We start from the raw sequence: 18,010 nt of genomic DNA, 5'->3' as shown, positions 1-18,010 counted from the left end.
TGTTTTTATGTGAGCAAAATATTGATTGGAGGTGTTTAAATTGAAAAAGACAAGAAACATTTTGTTAATACTTTTGACTTTGATAATGGCTTTGTCTATATCTTTGACAGGATGTAAGACTACTAAGAAGCCGTCTCCTACTAGATATACTCCGACAACACCTAGAACGACACCGGCTCCTTCACCAGGAATGACGACACCGGCACCGTCAAGGACACCGACAACACCTACACCTACTACACCAACTCCTGTAAAAAGACCGGTACCGCAAAGTACAAGAGCAGCAAAGATAGCAAGTAATGTGGCAAAATTACCTGAGGTGAATAAAGCTACAGTCGTAATTTCTGGAAATACTGCTATAGTAGGTATTGATATGAAAGCAAATGTACAAGGCACTCACGAAACTCAAGTTAAGAAAAAGGTTGAAAAAACTGTTAGGGATACAGATAAGGGTATAAAAAATGTATCGGTGACATCAGATCCTGATTTATATACGAGAATAAACAATATAGCAAAAGGAATTGCGGCTGGAAGACCATTATCAGAATTTACTAAGCAGATTACTGAAATACTAAAGAGAATTACACCAAGTGCATAAAATAAACCTGGGGAAACCCGGGTTTATGTTTTGTTGACATGACAAAACATTTGAAATATAATTAAGGTCAATTGGATTATTATATAAGGAGTGATAAAATATGTCCATTTTGAAAACGAATATTGGAAAAGGCATTAATCTGTATGTTAGTCAGATGGATAAATTTAAGACGCTTACGATTAATATTTACATAAATAACAGATTAAGCAATGAAACAGCAAAATTTGCATTGTTGCCGTCAGTACTAAAGCGAGGAAATCTTAACTATAAAACCTATAAAGAAATAACGAGACATCTCGAAGAGCTTTATGGAGCTACATTTTCTTTTTCTGTTTATAAAAAAGGCGAAAGGCAAATTGCACAATTTAGATTAGAAATTACAGACAGCAGCTATATAAAAGACGACATAACGGAAGATGGCGTAAAGTTTATTTCAGATATACTTTTAAATCCATTAGTAGTAAACAATGGCTTTGATTCAAAGTATGTTCAGCAGGAAAAAGAAAAACAGAAGAATTTGATTAATTCCCGAATAAATGAAAAGACAAAATATGCTGTTGACAGATGCATTGAAGAGATGTGTAAAGATGAAGATTTTTCAATATATGAACTTGGCAGTATAGATGATGTTGATAAGATAGATGAAGCCAATCTTTACGAATACTATAAGAAGGTTATAAAAACATTGCCGATGGATATATATGTTGTTGGCAATGTGAGTGTAGATAAAATAAAAAGTTTATTTGATAAGTATTTTAAAATAGACAGAACTGATGTTGTTTATATACCTGATACACCAATATATAAAAAGGTGGATCAAGTTAAATACGTTCAAGATCAACTAGATGTCACTCAAGGGAAACTTACTTTGGGATTTAGGACAAATGTAAAACCGGGCGACGATGAGTATTTTCCGCTTTTAGTGTTGAGCGGTGTGCTGGGTGGAGGTCCTTTTTCAAAATTATTCATAAATGTGAGGGAAAAAGCAAGTCTTGCATATTACGCACAAACAAGGCTTGAAAGATTTAAAGGATTAATGCTTATAATGTCGGGTATAGAGATTGAAAATTATCAAAAAGCATTGGATATAATACTTAAACAAGTTGAGGAAATAAAGAACGGAAACATTTCTGACTATGAATTTGATTCAACGATCAAAGCTTTAAATACGTCTATGAATTCAGTGAAAGACAGTGCAACGCAAATCTCGGACTTTTATTTCTCACAAAATCTTTCACATACCGATTACAGCATAGACGATTTTATAAATAAAATAAATGAAGTAACAAAAAAAGACATTGTTGCTGTTTCGAAAAATATACAATTAGATACTGTTTATTTTATGACTAAAAAATGAGGAGGGATAAAATATGAGAGAGATTTTTAATGAGATGATAAAAGAAAAGATGTACCATTATGAGCATGAAAGCGGATTAAATGTCTATGTCATGCCAAAGAAAGGCTTTATCAAACAATATGCTATGTTTGCAACACATTATGGATCTAATGACAGCGAGTTTATTGTTCCCGGCGAGACGGAAATAACACATGTACCTGATGGAATAGCGCACTTTTTGGAGCACAAGATGTTTGAAGAAGAAGATGGCAGCATCTTTGAAGAGTTCTCTAAAAATGGTGCTTCTGCTAATGCTTATACGAATTTTACAACTACAGCATATTTATTTTCCAGCACAGATAATTTTTACGACAATTTAAAACTTCTTCTTGATTTCGTGCAAAGGCCTTATTTTACAGACGAAAATGTAGAAAAGGAAAAGGGCATTATAGCACAGGAGATACGAATGTATGATGATGATCCATCTTGGAGGCTTTTTTTTAATATGTTAGATGGATTGTACCATCTGCACCCTGTTAAAGTAGATATAGCGGGTACGATTGAATCTATATCCAAAATTGATAAAGATATATTGTATAAATGCTACAGAACATTTTATCATCCATCTAACATGGTGCTGTTTATAGCTGGAGATGTAGATATCAACAAGGTTGTAGATATCGTAAATAATTCCGTAAAAGCTGATAAAAGACAAGGAGAAATAAAAAGGATATATCCGAATGAACCTGCAAGTATTAACAAAAACTATGTAGAACAGAAAATGGCAGTTTCAATGCCACTTTTTAATATAGGTTTTAAAGATTATGATGTTGGATATGGTGGGAAAAAGCTGCTTAAAAAAGACATTGTGACACAGATTTGCTTAGAGATTTTAGCAGGAAGAAGTTCTGATCTATATGAAGAGCTTTATAATGATGGGCTTATTGATTCAACATTTGATACAGAATACGTTGGCGAAATAGATCACGGATATTCTATTATAGGTGGTCAATCAATTGACCCTGAAGCTGTAAAACAAGCCGTTTTAGATAAGATATCAAAAGTTAATTCTATAGATGACAGTGACTTAAATAGAATAAAAAGAAAAATAACTGGACGTTTTTTAAAATCATTTAATTCTGTAGAAGGTATATCTCACAATTTTATAACTTATTACATGAGAGGCATAAATATACTTGATTATACTACAACAATTGAAGAAATAACTCATGAGGATGTGTTAAATAGATTTAAGACATTTTTTAATGAAAAAAATTGTGTTCTATCAGTAATAAAACCATAGAAATTTAAATTTGTTTATAACGAGTTTAACTCGTTATTTTTTTTGTGAAAAAAATTTTTTATTTGTTGAAGGATTTTTGAATTTTGCATAGAATAAACATAATAAGTGGTTTAAAGTGGTGCAAAGTGGTTAGAAGTGTAATGGAAATGGGTGTTCGGTATGCTTATGGGACAGTATGAACATACGATAGACCAGAAGGGAAGAGTTATCATACCAGCCAAGTTCAGAGATGAACTTGGTGATAAGTTTGTGCTGACAAGAGGGCTTGACAATTGCCTTTTTGTATACTCATTGGCAGAGTGGTCAAATATCGAAACTAAATTAAAAACACTACCACTTAATAGAAAGGATGCTAGGGCTTTTACAAGATTTTTTCTAGCAGGCGCCACTGAATGTGAAATAGACAAACAGGGAAGAGTATTAATACCAAACATTTTACGAGAACACGCCAAAATCGACAAAGAAGTTATAATAATAGGTGTTTCATCTAGAGTAGAAATCTGGAGCAAGGAAGTTTGGTTAGAGTATTCAAATAATGTTGACGTATCATTTGAGGATGTTGCGGAACATCTGGACGACTTAAACATTTAGGGTGATTTTATGGAATTTAAACATGAAAGCGTACTATTAAATGAAACAATTGAATATTTGAAAGTAAAACCTGATGGAGTTTATGTTGATGGGACTTTGGGTGGTGGAGGTCATTCTTACGAAATATTAAGACGCCTTCCAAGAGGAAGGTTAATTGCTATAGATAGAGATATGGATGCATTATATGCTGCTTCTGTGAGGCTTAAGGACTTCAACAATGTTACCTATGTTCATGACAATTATAAAAATATAAAAAATATTTTAAAAAATATTGACATAGAACGCATTGATGGTGCTATTTTAGACCTTGGTGTATCATCGTATCAATTAGATGAGGTAAAAAGGGGCTTTTCTTATATGCATGATGCCCCACTTGACATGAGAATGGATAAAGGAAGTGCTCTTACTGCTGAGCATGTTGTCAACAACTATTCTGAAGATGATATTGCAAGAATATTGTTTGACTACGGTGAGGAAAAATGGGCTAAAAGAATTGCAAAGTTTATTGTTGAAGAAAGAAAGAAAAGGTCTATTAAGACAACATTTCAACTGGTAGATATAATAAAAAAGGCTGTTCCAGCATCGAAAAGGAGGACAGGACCTCATCCTGCAAAAAGAACTTTTCAGGCTATAAGAATAGAAGTAAATGATGAGTTAAAGGGGCTTGATAGTGCAATAGATGATTTCATAGATGTTATGAATCCCAATGGTAGAATTGCTATTATAACATTTCATTCATTGGAAGATAGAATTGTAAAAAATATGTACAAAAAGTTAGAAAATCCTTGTACGTGTCCAAAAAACTTGCCATGTACCTGTGGTAAGAAACCAGTTATAAAGATTATTACAAAAAAACCTGTAACGCCAAATAAAGAAGAACTTAAGACTAATCCCAGATCTCGAAGTGCAAAGTTAAGAGTTGCCGAAAAACTGCTGTTCTAAAGTATAAGGGGGAAGAATAAATTGGTATTAGAAAAGCGCAATTATGATTATGACCTAAAGCCGTATTATGAAGAGAATAAATCAAAGAAACCAAGAAAAAATAAGAAATTAAAAAACCTCATGTTAATAGTTTTTGTAGGTTTTTTAAGCTTTACTGTATTGTTTAGATATGCTTTAATTTATCAAAAATCTGTCGCTCTTAGCAATATGGAGGCGAAGGTCAGCGAAATAGAAAAATTAAACCAGCAGTTAGAAGTCAAAATTGCATCAATGACAGATTTACAGAGGATAGAAGATATTGCAAAAAATCAGCTGGGAATGGTAGAACCTGAAAAGGGGCAAATAGTCTACATGAGTATCGGTAAAACAAATGAAGTGGCTCAGAAAAAAACAGATGATAATAATAAAAATAAAACTTTCTTTGGGAGGATTTTAGGACTGCTGGTGAGATAGGAGGGATTCACATATCACCAAGCATTTCGACCAAAAAGAGAATTTTATTTTTGCTGTTTTTTTCTATCTTTATTATCATTGTTCTTATTATCAGGCTATTTTGGATACAAATAGTTAAGAGTGAAGAATTTCAAAAATTAGCTGTGCCACAGTGGACGTTGGACGTTGCTGTCTCGCCTAAACGAGGTTTAATATTAGACAGAAATGGTAAAGCACTTGCTGAGAGCGCTAGCTCAAATAAAGTTAGTATTATACCAAAAGAATTAAAAGATAGTCAAAAAGATGAAGTTGTTAAAGAACTGGCAGCTATTCTAAACATTAAAAAAGAAGATATATTAAAGAAGATAAATAATAAAAATGTACAAGAGGTATTGATTGCAAGAAGAATTAACGATGATACGGCAAATGAAATCAGAAAATTGAATTTATCGTGTGTGATAATATCTGGTGATACAAAGAGATATTATCCAGAAAAAAATTTAGCTTCCCATATACTTGGGTTTACAGGTGTAGATAATCAAGGGCTTGATGGAATCGAGTCCGTATATGATAGTTATTTAAGAGGGATACCCGGCAGGATTTCGTCCCCAGTGGATGCACTAGGGCGGAAAATGGGGAATGGAGAAGAAGAATATATACCACCGATAGATGGCTACAATGTAGTTTTAACGATTGATTCAAATATACAACATTTTGCAGAAAAAGCACTTGATGAAGCGTACGCACATACAAAACCGACAAAAGGTGCTGTGGCAGTTGTCATGAATCCAAAGACTGGTGAGATATTAGCTATGGTGTCAAGACCTGATTACGATCCGAATAATCCTTTTGCGGGACCTCAAGATGAATGGTTTAAAAATTGGAGGAATAAAGCAATATCTGATGCATACGAACCTGGATCTGTTTTTAAGACAGTTACAGCGTCAGCAGCATTGGAAGAAGGAGTTGTTGGATTAAACGAGCAATTTTACGATCCCGGATATATCATGGTAGCGGGACAAAGGATTAATTGCTGGGCGACTCATTACAGTGAAACATTTGTACAGGGTGTTCAAAACTCCTGTAACGTAGTCTTTGCTACAATAGCTCAAAGGCTTGGAGTTGATAAATTATACAAATACATTCATGCATTTGGATTTGGCGAAAGTACAGGTTTAACATTGCCTGGTGAAGCACCAGGGCTTGTTATGAAAGAAAAAGATGTGGGTCCTGTGGAGCTTGCTACAAACTCATTTGGACAGGGAATTGCAGTTACGCCTCTTCAGATGATAAGAGCTGTTTCTGCAATAGTAAATGGTGGAAAGCTAATGGAGCCACATATTGTTAAAGCAATAGTGGATTCTGATGGCAAAACTATAAAAGAATTTAAGCCTACAGTAATAAGGCAAGTAATATCTGAAAAGACTTCAGCCACAATGAGGGAAATACTTAAAAGCGTAGTATCTGAAGGGACAGGGAAAGCAGGGTATATAGAAGGGTATGATGTAGGAGGAAAAACAGGTACAACAGAAAAATACACACCAGGTAAATATGTAGCATCATACATAGGATTTGCTCCCGCCGAAGATCCCAAGGTTATAGCATTAGTCGTAATTGACGAGCCTAATGCCGAAACTCACTTTGGAAGTGCATTGGCAGGACCTGTAGTAAAAAGTATATTGTACGATACTTTGACGTATTTAAATGTAAAACCAAAGGGGATTGAAGTAAAACCTCTTGTTAAAGTGCCAGATGTAAGAAATTTAAGCTTGTATGAGGCGCAAAATGCATTATTAAAAGAAAAACTGCAGTTTTCCATTGACGGAACAGGCAACACTGTGATCGATCAGATGCCAAAGCCTGGTGCGATGGTAGAAGAAGATTCCACAGTTGTCCTGCTTCTAAATGAATACAATAATACTGGAAAAGTAGAAGTGCCTGATTTAAAGGGGAAGACTATCACAGAAGCCAGCACAATTTTAAGCTCCCTAGGTCTTAAGATAAAAATTAATGGTACCGGCATTGTTGTAAATCAAAAGCCAGAAAAGGGCGAGAAAGTTGATAAGGGAACAACAGTTGAAGTCGACTTTAGGCCACTGGAAAATTAATTCAAGCACAATATGCAGTTTTTAATATATGCAAACTGCATAATTGTGCTATACTATTAATGTATATAATGAAATAGGAGGCCTATTATGAGACTTGCAGATGTATTAAAAGATATTGAATATACAATTGTAAAAGGTAACGTCGATGTGGATATAAGGGGTATATGTTACGATTCAAGAAATTCAAAAGATGGTTCAATGTTTGTAGCAATCAAAGGATTTAAATCTGATGGCGCAGATTACATAGGTGATGCTATTGAAAGAGGGGCAGTAGCTGTCCTGGTAGATGGCGAAATCAGCATTGATAAAGATATTACGCTGATAAAAGTTCAAAATACTAGGAAGTCATTAGCGAAGATTGCCTCCAATTATTATGGTGATCCATCAAAGCAGCTTTTTTTGATAGGTGTAACAGGTACAAATGGTAAGACTTCTGTTACATACATGATAAAATCTATACTAGAAAGCCAAAACAACAAGGTAGGCTTAATAGGTACAATACAAAATATGATAGGCGATAAAGTTTATCCAACAGAGCGAACAACCCCCGAATCTTTAGATTTGCAAAGGTATCTTAGACTGATGGTAGATGAAGGTGTTAAGTATGTAGTGATGGAAGTTTCATCACATTCATTGGCATTAAACAGGGTGGATGAGTGCGATTTTGACATTGCTGTTTTTACAAACTTGACACAAGACCATTTAGACTTTCATAAGACAATGGACGACTATGCCAATGCAAAAGCAAAACTTTTTAGAATGGCAAAAACAGCGTGTGTAATCAATATTGATGATGATTATTCTTCATTAATAATAGAAAACTCTAATGCTAAAGTTGTAACATATGGTATAAAAGATTATGCTTACATAATGGCAAAAGACATAAAAAATGACATTAAAGGTGCTAAATATACTGTTCAAATAGAAGATATAAAAAGCGATATAGCTTTAAAAATTCCCGGTTTATTTAGCGTGTACAATTCGCTGGCGGCCATTTCTGTGGCATTTATTCTTGGCATACCGCTTCAGTCTGTAAAAATCGCGTTGAAAGATGTTAAAATAAAAGGTAGATTTGAGATTCTTGACATAGATGCGCCATACAATGTAGTGATTGATTATGCTCATACACCTGATGGTTTGGAAAATTTAATGAAAGCATTTGGTGAGTACGATACAGGAAGAAAGATATTGCTCTTTGGTTGCGGTGGCGATAGAGATAAAGGTAAAAGACCAAAAATGGGGGAAGTCGCAGGGAAATATGCAGATTTTGTAATTATAACATCAGATAATCCAAGATCAGAGGATCCTATGCAGATAATAAGTGAAATTGAAATGGGGATAAAAAATACAAAATGCCCTTACAAGATTATTGAAAATAGAAAAGAAGCAATAAAATATGCTCTGTCTATAGCAAAAGATAATGACATTGTTATTCTGGCAGGTAAAGGGCATGAAACGTATCAAGTTTTAAAAGATAGAGTTATAGATTTTGATGAAAGAGAGATAGTAAAAGAGATATTAAATGGAGATGAAAAAAATTGATTTTAAGCGTAAAAGAAATAATTGATGCTACAAGTGGAAAATTACTATCAGGAGACATAAATTCGACTATAAGTGGTATAAGTACAGATTCTAGGACAATAAAAGAAGGTGAGCTTTTTATACCGCTTAAAGGTGAAAATTTTAATGGTGAAATGTTTGTTGAAGATGCCCTTAAAATAGGTTCTGCTTCACTTACAGAATCAGTAAATAATGTTGGTAGGTACAATAAGCCAGTAATATTTGTTGATAATACAAAAGAGGCTTTACACAAGATAGCAAAATATTATCGTGAAAAATTTCAAATACCTTTTATAGCTGTTACAGGAAGCAACGGAAAAACTACTACAAAAGACATGATATACGATGTTTTGTCTATGAAATACAATGTTTTAAAGACTCAGGGAAACTTTAATAATGAGATAGGATTGCCTCTTACCATATTCAGGTTGAATAAAAAGCACGACATGGCTATTGTTGAAATGGGAATGAGCGGTTTTGGAGAAATTAGGAGACTTAAAAACATAGCTGACCCTAATGTCGCGGTGTACACAAATATCGGTGTTGCCCATATTGAAAAATTGGGTTCTCGTGAAAATATATTAAAAGCAAAATCTGAGTTGGTGGAAAATTTTAAAGAGGGCTATACAGTTATACTTAATGCAGATGACGATATGCTTGTAAAATTAACTAATAAAAAAGGTCCTCAATACATTACATATGGTATAGATAATGGAGATGTAAAAGCTTTTGACATAGAATACAAAGAAGAATCTGTGAAGTATAAAGTCATAATTGACGGATATATGATGGATGTAGAATTGAATGTGCCCGGAAAGCACAATGTATACAATTCTTTAGCAGCAATTTGTATAGGAATTAAATTTGGTGTCAATAAAGAAGATATGAGAAAAGCACTAGCTGAGTTTCAACCAAGTGCCATGAGGCTTAATATACTAGATGTATCAGGAATAAAAGTAATAAATGATGCATACAACGCGAATCCGGGATCTATGAAGGCTGCTTTATCAGTTTTGAAAGAGTACAAAGATAGAAGGAAAGTGGCTGTTCTGGGCAATATGTTAGAGCTTGGAGAGTACTCTGATTTAGCACATGAAGAAGTGGGGAAATATGTAAAAGATGAAAACATAGATGTACTTATAACGGTTGGAGAATTTGCATCTAAAATAGCTGAGGGAGCAATAAAAAGCGGAATGGATGTAGAAAATGTAATGATATGCAAAAATAATGTTGAAGCTTACGAGAAGATAAAAAAAATTATGAGAAATAATGATGTTTTTTTAATAAAGGGATCTAGAGGAATGAAAATGGAGGAAATCGTGAAGTTCTTACAGGAGAGTGCTAATAAATGATTCAAAAGATGATATTTGCAACAGTAACATCTTTTTTAATTTGTGTTTTGATAGGACCTATAGTAATACCTTGGCTTTCAAAGCTTAAATTTGGACAGAGTGTAAGAAGTGATGGACCTAAGACACATCTTAAAAAAGCCGGGACACCTACAATGGGCGGAATAATTATAATCATTTCCCTATTGATCGCGGATTTGATATTTTCAAAATGGGATAAGTATATGGCGCTGACAATTCTAATTACTCTCGGATATGGTGTAATAGGGTTTTTGGATGACTATATTAAAGTTCGTTATAAAAGATCATTGGGCCTTACTGCCCGGCAGAAACTTTTAGGTCAATTTGCTCTGGCGATAATACTTGCCTACTTTTCAAAAAATTTAGTAGGTACAGAGGTAATAGTTCCATTTCTAAAGAAAGAAATTAATTTGGGATATTATTACATTCCGTTTATCATGTTTGTAGCTGTAGGGACTGTCAACAGTGTAAATTTGACTGATGGATTGGATGGCCTTGCTACAGGTGTTTCTTTTATGGTTACTGCTTTTTTTGCATTAATAGGATTTTTTATGAATAATACATCATTGACTGTGTTTGGAGCTGCCATAACAGGTGCACTTTTAGGCTTTTTGAAATTTAATAGATATCCTGCAGAAGTATTCATGGGGGATACAGGTTCACTTGCCATAGGCGGAGCTGTAGCTGTACTTGCAACAATGACAAAATTGCCTGTGATACTGCCGCTGGTTGGTATCATATACGTTATTGAGGCATTATCTGTGATAATTCAAGTTGTTTACTTTAGGCTTACGGGTAAAAGAGTATTCAAGATGAGTCCGATTCATCATCATTTTGAACTTTCAGGATGGCCAGAGACAAAGGTTGTATTTGTATTTTGGATTGTGACTTTAATAGCTGTTTTTCTAGCATTTTATGGCATCAGTTGATTTTTACAATTAAACAAATTTTAGAGAAAATATAAATAATTTAGGAGGAAAAAATGGATCTAAAAGGTAAAAAGGTAATTGTGGCAGGATTTGGACTAAGTGGAAAATCATTGTGTAAAGTTTTAACTATGTTTGGGGCAATAATATTTGTATATGATTCGAAATCAAAAGAAGAGCTTAAAGATGATATAAGCGAATTTAAAGATAGTGATATAACATTTTGTTTTAAAGATGTTACTGATGAGTTTTTAGAAGGAGCTCAGATGGTCATTGTAAGTCCGGGTATTCCAATTGATTCGGAGATTGTCACGAAAGCAAAAGTTAAAGGCATTGAAGTAATAGGTGAAGTTGAGTTTGCATATAGATTATCGAAAGCTCCTATATATGCTATTACAGGAACAAATGGTAAAACAACTACCACATCACTGCTAGGGGAAATTTTTAAGAATTCTGGTGTAAGGACATATGTTGCCGGCAATATAGGTTATCCACTTGTTGAGGCTGCAGTAAAAGCAGGTAATGATGATGTGATTGTTGCCGAGATAAGTAGTTTCCAATTGGAGACTATAAAAGAGTTTAGGCCTGTAATCAGTGCTATTATAAATATTACGCCAGATCATCTGAATAGACATAAAACACTTGAAAATTATATAAACATAAAAGGACGTATTTTTGAAAATCAAAGTTTTAATGAATATACTGTTTTAAATTATGATGATAAAAATATATCTTCATTATTTGACAGGGCAAAGTGCAAGGTATTTCCATTCAGCATGGAAAAAATCTTATACCGAGGGACGTACGTTGAGAATGGAAAGATTGTTATATCTTCAAATGGAGAAAAGAATACCATCATAGATATTAATGATATATATATTCCTGGGAATCACAATGTGGAGAATGCAATGGTTGCATCAACGATGGCATTTTTAGCAGGCATTGATGTGAATATCATAAACACAACATTAAAAACATTCAAAGGTGTTGAGCACAGAATAGAATTTGTAAGAAGCATAAATGGTGTCAAATACTACAATGATTCCAAAGGTACTAATCCAGATGCAGCAATAAAGGCTATAGAAGCCATGAAAGGACCTATCATTCTTATAGCTGGTGGATATGACAAGGGTGTAAGCTTTGATGAGTTTACTAGTTCTTTTAATGGACGTGTGCGCAAATTAATATTGCTTGGTGAAACGAGAGATTTAATATACAAGTCTGCTGTCAAAAATGGTTTTTCTAGAGAAGATATAACTGTAGTCAATAGTTTAGATGACGCCGTTTATGCTGCTTATAAGATGTCTATGCCTGGTGATAATGTGCTCTTGTCGCCTGCATGTGCCAGCTGGGATATGTTCAAAAACTTTGAGGAGAGAGGTAAACTCTTTAAGGATACGGTAAATTCTTTGAGGGGGTAGTACTATAGTGAATAGGAAGTATCCCGTTGATTACAACATATTGATATCTGTTTTAGTCCTTGTTTCTATAGGAGTTGTAATGGTGTTTAGCGCAAGCTCTGCCAACGCTTATTATCAGTACCATGATTCTTTCTATTTTTTAAAAAGACAGCTTCTATGGGCCATAATAGGTTTTTTTGCCATGACTTTTATGATGAATTTTGATTATCATAATTTGAAGAAATTATCCAGCATTTTATTAATATTGTCGATAATTTTGTTGATAGTTGTGTTACTCCCTGGTATAGGAAGCACAAGGTACAACTCAACAAGATGGATTGAAATAGGTGGATTTACACTTCAACCATCAGAAATCGCTAAATATGCGATAATATTATTTTTCGCAAAATATTTTGATAAAAATCCAAATTATGCAAAAAGTTTTAAAAAGGGAGTGCTACCGGTACTTTTCATCGCTGGAATTTTCTTTTTGCTTATAATGAAAGAACCTAATTTTAGTACAGCAGGAACGATATTTATTATATCGATAATTATTTTATTTGTAGCTGGTGCAAAATTATCTTTTATGGCGACACTGTTTGGCCTTGGAGGCTCTGCTGCATTGATTGTGGTGACTACTGTAAAATACATTAGGCAGAGGGTATTTACATTTTTAAATCCTTGGCAAGATATAAAAGGGCATGGGTATCAGATTGTACAATCATTGTATGCTTTAGGATCAGGAGGACTTTTTGGTGTTGGACTTGGTCGCAGCCGTCAGAAATTTATGTATTTGCCGATGCCGCAAAATGATTTTATTTTCTCAATAATCGGTGAAGAGCTTGGACTTATAGGAACTGCTTCGATATTGCTTTTGTTTTTGTATCTCATAATAAGGGGTTTCAGGGTTGCAGCAAAAGCGCCAGATGTCTTTGGGTGTTTAACTGCTACTGGAATAATAGGGATAATTGGTGTTCAAACTTTAATAAATGTTGCAGTTGTCACTTCATCAATGCCTGCTACAGGTGTGTCCCTGCCGTTTATAAGCTACGGTGGAACATCGACAGTATTTATGATGGCAGCAATGGGCATATTGCTTAATATTTCACGCTATGCAAACATGGATAGGAGCTGATAAAATGAGATATTTGCTAACAGGCGGAGGCACCGGTGGACATATTTATCCAGCAGTAGCAATTGCAAATGAAATTAAAAGAAATGAAAAGGACGCAGAAATATTATTTGTTGGCACAGAGAAAGGACTTGAAAAAGAGCTGGTACCGAAATCAGGATTTGAGCTTAAAACTATAAGAGTGAAAGGCTTTAAACGGAAATTATCACTTGACACTTTAAGGACGATTAAAATTGCTTTTGATGGTTTAATAGATGCAAAGAAAATAATCGATGAATACAAGCCAGATATTGTAATTGGAACAGGAGGATATGTTTGTGGACCTGTAGTAATGATTGCAGCCCTTAAGCATATACCAACATTGATACACGAGCAAAATGCCTTCCCTGGGCTTACAAACAGGATACTTTCAAGGTTTGTGGATATTATTGCAACTGCTTTTGATGATTCAAAAAAATATTTTCGAAATAAAGACAATGTCTACGTAACAGGAAATCCTGTAAGGATGGAGATATTAGGTGCTAATAAGGTGCAAGCTTTTAAGAAACTTGGATTAGAGCCCGGTAAGAAAGTTGTAGTTTCTGTTGGAGGTAGTAGAGGTGCTGCTAAGATAAATGAGTACATGATTGAATTGATAAAACGTGTCGATGATGATTTTCAAATACTCATGATAACAGGAAAAAATCAATACGATACTGTAATAAAAATGATTAAAGATTACGATATAAAAATAGGAAAGAATATTAAGATAATTCCATATTGTTATGATATGGGTGATGTGTATGCAGTTGCGGATATAATGGTGTGCAGAGCTGGCGCTATAACACTTGCTGAGCTATTGGCAACATCAACAGCATCAATTTTGATACCTTCTCCAAATGTTACACATAACCATCAAGAATACAATGCAAGAGTGCTTGAAAAGAATGGTGCTGCAATAGCAATTCTTGAGAGAGAATTAAATGGAGATATTTTATATGATAAAGTATCATCCATCTTAAAAGATCCTGTTGTACTAGAAAGAATGAAATCAAATGCAAAAAAACTTTCAAAAATTGATGCTACAAAGGAAATATACAAGCTAATTAACGACTTGAAATGAGCTATTGTAACCTCCTGTAGCTAGGATGCATATTATGAAGTGTACAGCTTAACAGGAGGTGATAGAATGGGATGAAGTATGTAATTGAAGGAGGAAATAGATTAAAAGGTGAAGTACGGATAAACGGTGCAAAGAATTCTGTATTGCCGATACTTGCTGCAACATTATTGAACAAAGGTGTAAGTATTTTACATTCATGTCCAAAATTGAAAGATGTGTATTCTATGATAGAAATATTGAGGCATTTGGGCTGTACTGTGGAATTTAATGATTCGGATATTATTGTTGATTCCAGCGGCGTTATAGATTATCACATCCCTGATAAGCTTATGAGAGCTATGAGGTCATCAATTTTTTTGATGGGAGCTTTGGTAGCAAGAAATAATATTGCACAGATAAGTTTTCCAGGTGGATGCGATATCGGACATAGGCCGATTGATTTGCATTTAAAAAGCTTAAGAAAGCTAGGTATATCTATATATGAATCATATGGTTATATTAACTGTAAATGCTCTTCAATAGGTGGCGGTGAGATACATTTGGATTTGCCCAGCGTTGGTGCTACAGAAAACATTATGCTGGCGGCGTCTATGGCAGATGGAACGACTGTGATAGGAAATGCAGCAAAAGAACCAGAAATAGAGGATCTTCAAAACTTTTTGAATTCTATGGGTGCTAAGATTTCCGGTGCAGGTACCAATACAATTGTTATACGTGGTGTTAAAGAATTACATGATACAGAATATACGATAATACCTGATAGGATAGTAGCTGGAACGTATCTTATTGCATCTGCTATCACAAAAGGAGAAGTAGTTCTCACAAATGTTGTAAAAAGACATATAGACTCTCTTTTGTCTAAGCTTAATGAGTGTGGATTTAAGATAGTATCTGGTAATGACTTTATAAAGTTAGAACCGTGTGCAAGAGCAAAAGCCGTTGACATGATAATTACTCTTCCATTTCCAGGATTTCCAACTGATTTACAGGCACAAATGGTTTCTCTTTTGTCGACGGCAGACGGAACATCAATAATTACAGAGACGATATTTGACAATAGGTTTAAGTATACAGAGGAACTGGTAAGAATGGGAGCAGATATAAAAGTAGATGGTCGTATTGCAGTAGTAAAAGGTGTCGAAAAGTTGACGGGGACAAATGTTTTAGCAAAGGATTTAAGAGGTGGAGCAGCATTAGTCTTAGCAGGATTAGGTGCAGTTGGAACTACGATTGTAGAAGACATAGAACATATTGATAGAGGATATGAGGATTTTAGTGAGAACTTAAAAAATCTTGGTGCCAGCATAGAGAGAACTATGTAAAACAGCAATGGCTGTTTTACATCACCCTAAAATTTGTACAAGCATAGGATAGAGGCGAATATATATGGTGGAAAGAAGACAATTTAGATTAAAAAGAAGATATGGAATCTTAATATTTGTTTTATTTATAATCGCACTTATATTATATATTGTGGTTTTTAGGTCATCTGTGTTTAATGTAAAAGAAATATACGTTTATGGAGCGAAAACCGTAGAAAAAAATGACATAATTAAAATGTCAGGTATTGAGATAGGCAGCAATATTTTCAAAATTAATAAATCAAAAGTTCTTAATTCTATTGAGAAACATCCTTATATAAAAGATGCATTCGTTAAAATATTGTATCCATCAAAAGTGGAAATTAAAGTTGACGAACGAAAGGTAGCTGCACAGTTAGGCTATAAAAACAAGTATTTGTATATTGATACAGATTGTGTGGCAGTAGAGCTAGGAGATTATAATGATAAATTACCTGTAATAGAAGGTATAAGTATAACAAAATTTGATATAGGTAGTAATGTTAGCAAGATAAGTAATAATAAGGATATAGCAAAACTGCTGCCGTTAATATATAATAAAAATATATACAAGGCTATCATTGTCAATGGCTCAAAGATAACATTAGAGACGAAATCAGGAATAAATATAGTATTAGAAAATGTCGACGATCTCAGTTATTATTTAAAGTTTTCTGAAAGAATACTAGATGACTTACAAAAAAAAGGCTATTACAGCGGAAATGTCCTTATAGTTAGCGATGGAAACCCGATTTATATGCCATAGGAAATGGAGGTAATGCTGTGAAAAGGAACTTTTTTATTTCTATTGCTTTTGTATGTATTGTTCTTGGAATAATGATATCAACACAATTTAGAAATGTGAAAAATAGTGATAATATTACAGTGCAGAGAGCAGAGGAGCTTACGAGTAAATTAAACCAGGTCCAAAAGGAAAGGGATGAATTAAAAAAACAGATAAATGATTTAGAATCTAAGATATCAAGTTATGAAAATTCTGCAGCAAAAACTAGTGCAGTTACAAAATCACTTAAGGATGACCTTGACAAATATAAAGAACTAGCTGGATTATCTGATGTTGAAGGTCCTGGCGTTATAGTCACTATAAATAATAGCGATAAACAGCTGCAGCCAGGCGATGATCAAAATGCTTTTCTAGTTCATGATGAAGATTTGCTGAATATAGTAAATGAACTGAGAGCTGCAGGAGCTGAAGCTATATCTATAAATGATCAGAGACTTGTCGCTACGTCAGAAATTAGGATGATTGGAACTACCATGGATATAAATTCAGTTAGATTTAATGCTCCATATGTTGTAAAGGCTATTGGAAACCCAGATACACTTGAGGCTGCATTGAAGCTAAAAGGTGGTATTGTTGATACATTGTTGAACTGGGGAATTCAAGTTAGCATAAAAAGGTCTGATAAATTATTAGTAAAAAAGTATGATGGGGTTTTGACGTATAAATATGCGAAACCTTACGAAGGAGGGAATGATTAATGGCACTGATTATAGTTTTAAGTTTAGCTTTAGGACTTGCTATTGGATTTTTCCTGCCCATCAACTTACCTCCTGCTTATACATCGTATCTTTCTGTTGCTATATTAGCTGCGCTGGATTCTGTTTTTGGAGGAATTCGAGCCAGTCTTGAAAATAAATTTAATAACGCTATTTTTATATCAGGATTTTTTGGAAATGCGATATTAGCAGCAGTTTTGGCATATATAGGCGATGTATTAGGCGTACCAATTTATTTGGCTGCTATATTTGCTTTTGGTAGCAGGTTGTTTACCAATTTTGCGTACATAAGGAGATACATTTTGAATAACATTTCGAAAAAACAATAAGCTCCGAGGGGAGGAGAATT

General features: G+C 34.0%; 17 protein-coding genes. All 17 read left to right on the top strand.

All coding sequences use genetic code 11. The features are described from left to right. The first annotated feature begins 40 nt into the window (after positions 1–40). The 17 genes from TTHE_RS08815 (at position 41) to TTHE_RS08735 (ending at position 17,990) form a co-directional block, all read left to right on the top strand. On the top strand, positions 41–598 hold the full coding sequence (locus TTHE_RS08815; RefSeq protein WP_013298241.1) for a YhcN/YlaJ family sporulation lipoprotein: 558 nt from the start codon (positions 41–43) through the stop codon (positions 596–598). Positions 599–698: 100 nt separating this feature from the next. Further along, on the top strand, positions 699–1,955 hold the full coding sequence (yfmF, locus tag TTHE_RS08810) for an EF-P 5-aminopentanol modification-associated protein YfmF (protein ID WP_013298240.1): 1,257 nt from the start codon (positions 699–701) through the stop codon (positions 1,953–1,955). A 13-nt stretch (positions 1,956–1,968) separates the two neighbouring features. Further along, positions 1,969–3,237: an EF-P 5-aminopentanol modification-associated protein YfmH gene (yfmH, locus tag TTHE_RS08805; protein WP_013298239.1), complete on the top strand. Its 1,269-nt coding sequence runs from the start codon at positions 1,969–1,971 to the stop codon at positions 3,235–3,237. A 159-nt stretch (positions 3,238–3,396) separates the two neighbouring features. Then, positions 3,397–3,828 carry a division/cell wall cluster transcriptional repressor MraZ gene (gene mraZ, locus TTHE_RS08800; protein ID WP_041587459.1) on the top strand — a complete coding sequence of 144 codons (432 nt, stop codon included), beginning with the start codon at positions 3,397–3,399 and terminating at the stop codon, positions 3,826–3,828. Positions 3,829–3,837: 9 nt separating this feature from the next. Continuing rightward, positions 3,838–4,770, top strand: a complete 933-nt coding sequence (gene rsmH, locus TTHE_RS08795; protein WP_013298237.1) for a 16S rRNA (cytosine(1402)-N(4))-methyltransferase RsmH — start codon at positions 3,838–3,840, stop codon at positions 4,768–4,770. A gap of 21 nt (positions 4,771–4,791) precedes the next feature. Continuing rightward, on the top strand, positions 4,792–5,223 hold the full coding sequence (locus TTHE_RS08790) for a septum formation initiator family protein (protein WP_013298236.1): 432 nt from the start codon (positions 4,792–4,794) through the stop codon (positions 5,221–5,223). Positions 5,224–5,234: 11 nt separating this feature from the next. Next, positions 5,235–7,310: a stage V sporulation protein D gene (locus TTHE_RS08785; RefSeq protein WP_434641236.1), complete on the top strand. Its 2,076-nt coding sequence runs from the start codon at positions 5,235–5,237 to the stop codon at positions 7,308–7,310. A gap of 87 nt (positions 7,311–7,397) precedes the next feature. Continuing rightward, a complete protein-coding gene (locus TTHE_RS08780; RefSeq protein ID WP_013298234.1) occupies positions 7,398–8,852 on the top strand; it encodes a UDP-N-acetylmuramoyl-L-alanyl-D-glutamate--2,6-diaminopimelate ligase in 1,455 nt (484 codons plus the stop codon). Beyond that, positions 8,849–10,222 carry a UDP-N-acetylmuramoyl-tripeptide--D-alanyl-D-alanine ligase gene (locus TTHE_RS08775; protein ID WP_013298233.1) on the top strand — a complete coding sequence of 458 codons (1,374 nt, stop codon included), beginning with the start codon at positions 8,849–8,851 and terminating at the stop codon, positions 10,220–10,222. Before TTHE_RS08780 ends, TTHE_RS08775 begins: the two co-directional genes overlap by 4 nt. After that, positions 10,219–11,169, top strand: a complete 951-nt coding sequence (gene mraY, locus TTHE_RS08770; protein ID WP_013298232.1) for a phospho-N-acetylmuramoyl-pentapeptide-transferase — start codon at positions 10,219–10,221, stop codon at positions 11,167–11,169. The genes TTHE_RS08775 and mraY overlap by 4 nt, the downstream gene beginning before the upstream one ends. A 53-nt stretch (positions 11,170–11,222) precedes the next feature. After that, entirely contained in the window at positions 11,223–12,587 is a 1,365-nt protein-coding gene (gene murD / locus TTHE_RS08765; RefSeq protein WP_013298231.1) for a UDP-N-acetylmuramoyl-L-alanine--D-glutamate ligase, read from the top strand. A gap of 7 nt (positions 12,588–12,594) precedes the next feature. Continuing rightward, positions 12,595–13,701 carry a stage V sporulation protein E gene (gene spoVE, locus TTHE_RS08760; RefSeq protein WP_013298230.1) on the top strand — a complete coding sequence of 369 codons (1,107 nt, stop codon included), beginning with the start codon at positions 12,595–12,597 and terminating at the stop codon, positions 13,699–13,701. Positions 13,702–13,705: 4 nt separating this feature from the next. Next, entirely contained in the window at positions 13,706–14,800 is a 1,095-nt protein-coding gene (gene murG / locus TTHE_RS08755; protein WP_013298229.1) for an undecaprenyldiphospho-muramoylpentapeptide beta-N-acetylglucosaminyltransferase, read from the top strand. 71 nt (positions 14,801–14,871) lie between these two features. Beyond that, the gene (murA, locus tag TTHE_RS08750; protein WP_013298228.1) at positions 14,872–16,122 is read left to right on the top strand and encodes a UDP-N-acetylglucosamine 1-carboxyvinyltransferase; all 1,251 of its coding nucleotides are present in this window, start codon (positions 14,872–14,874) and stop codon (positions 16,120–16,122) included. Positions 16,123–16,186: 64 nt separating this feature from the next. After that, the gene (locus TTHE_RS08745) at positions 16,187–16,906 is read left to right on the top strand and encodes a cell division protein FtsQ/DivIB (RefSeq protein ID WP_013298227.1); all 720 of its coding nucleotides are present in this window, start codon (positions 16,187–16,189) and stop codon (positions 16,904–16,906) included. Between the two features lie 17 nt (positions 16,907–16,923). Beyond that, a complete protein-coding gene (locus TTHE_RS08740) occupies positions 16,924–17,643 on the top strand; it encodes a DUF881 domain-containing protein (protein ID WP_013298226.1) in 720 nt (239 codons plus the stop codon). Then, a complete protein-coding gene (locus TTHE_RS08735; protein ID WP_013298225.1) occupies positions 17,643–17,990 on the top strand; it encodes a small basic family protein in 348 nt (115 codons plus the stop codon). Before TTHE_RS08740 ends, TTHE_RS08735 begins: the two co-directional genes overlap by 1 nt. The last annotated feature ends 20 nt before the right edge of the window (positions 17,991–18,010 follow it).

Source organism: Thermoanaerobacterium thermosaccharolyticum DSM 571 (genome assembly GCF_000145615.1).
Classification (GTDB): Bacteria; Bacillota; Thermoanaerobacteria; order Thermoanaerobacterales; family Thermoanaerobacteraceae; genus Thermoanaerobacterium; species Thermoanaerobacterium thermosaccharolyticum.
This window is presented reverse-complemented; position numbering and strand designations above follow the sequence as displayed.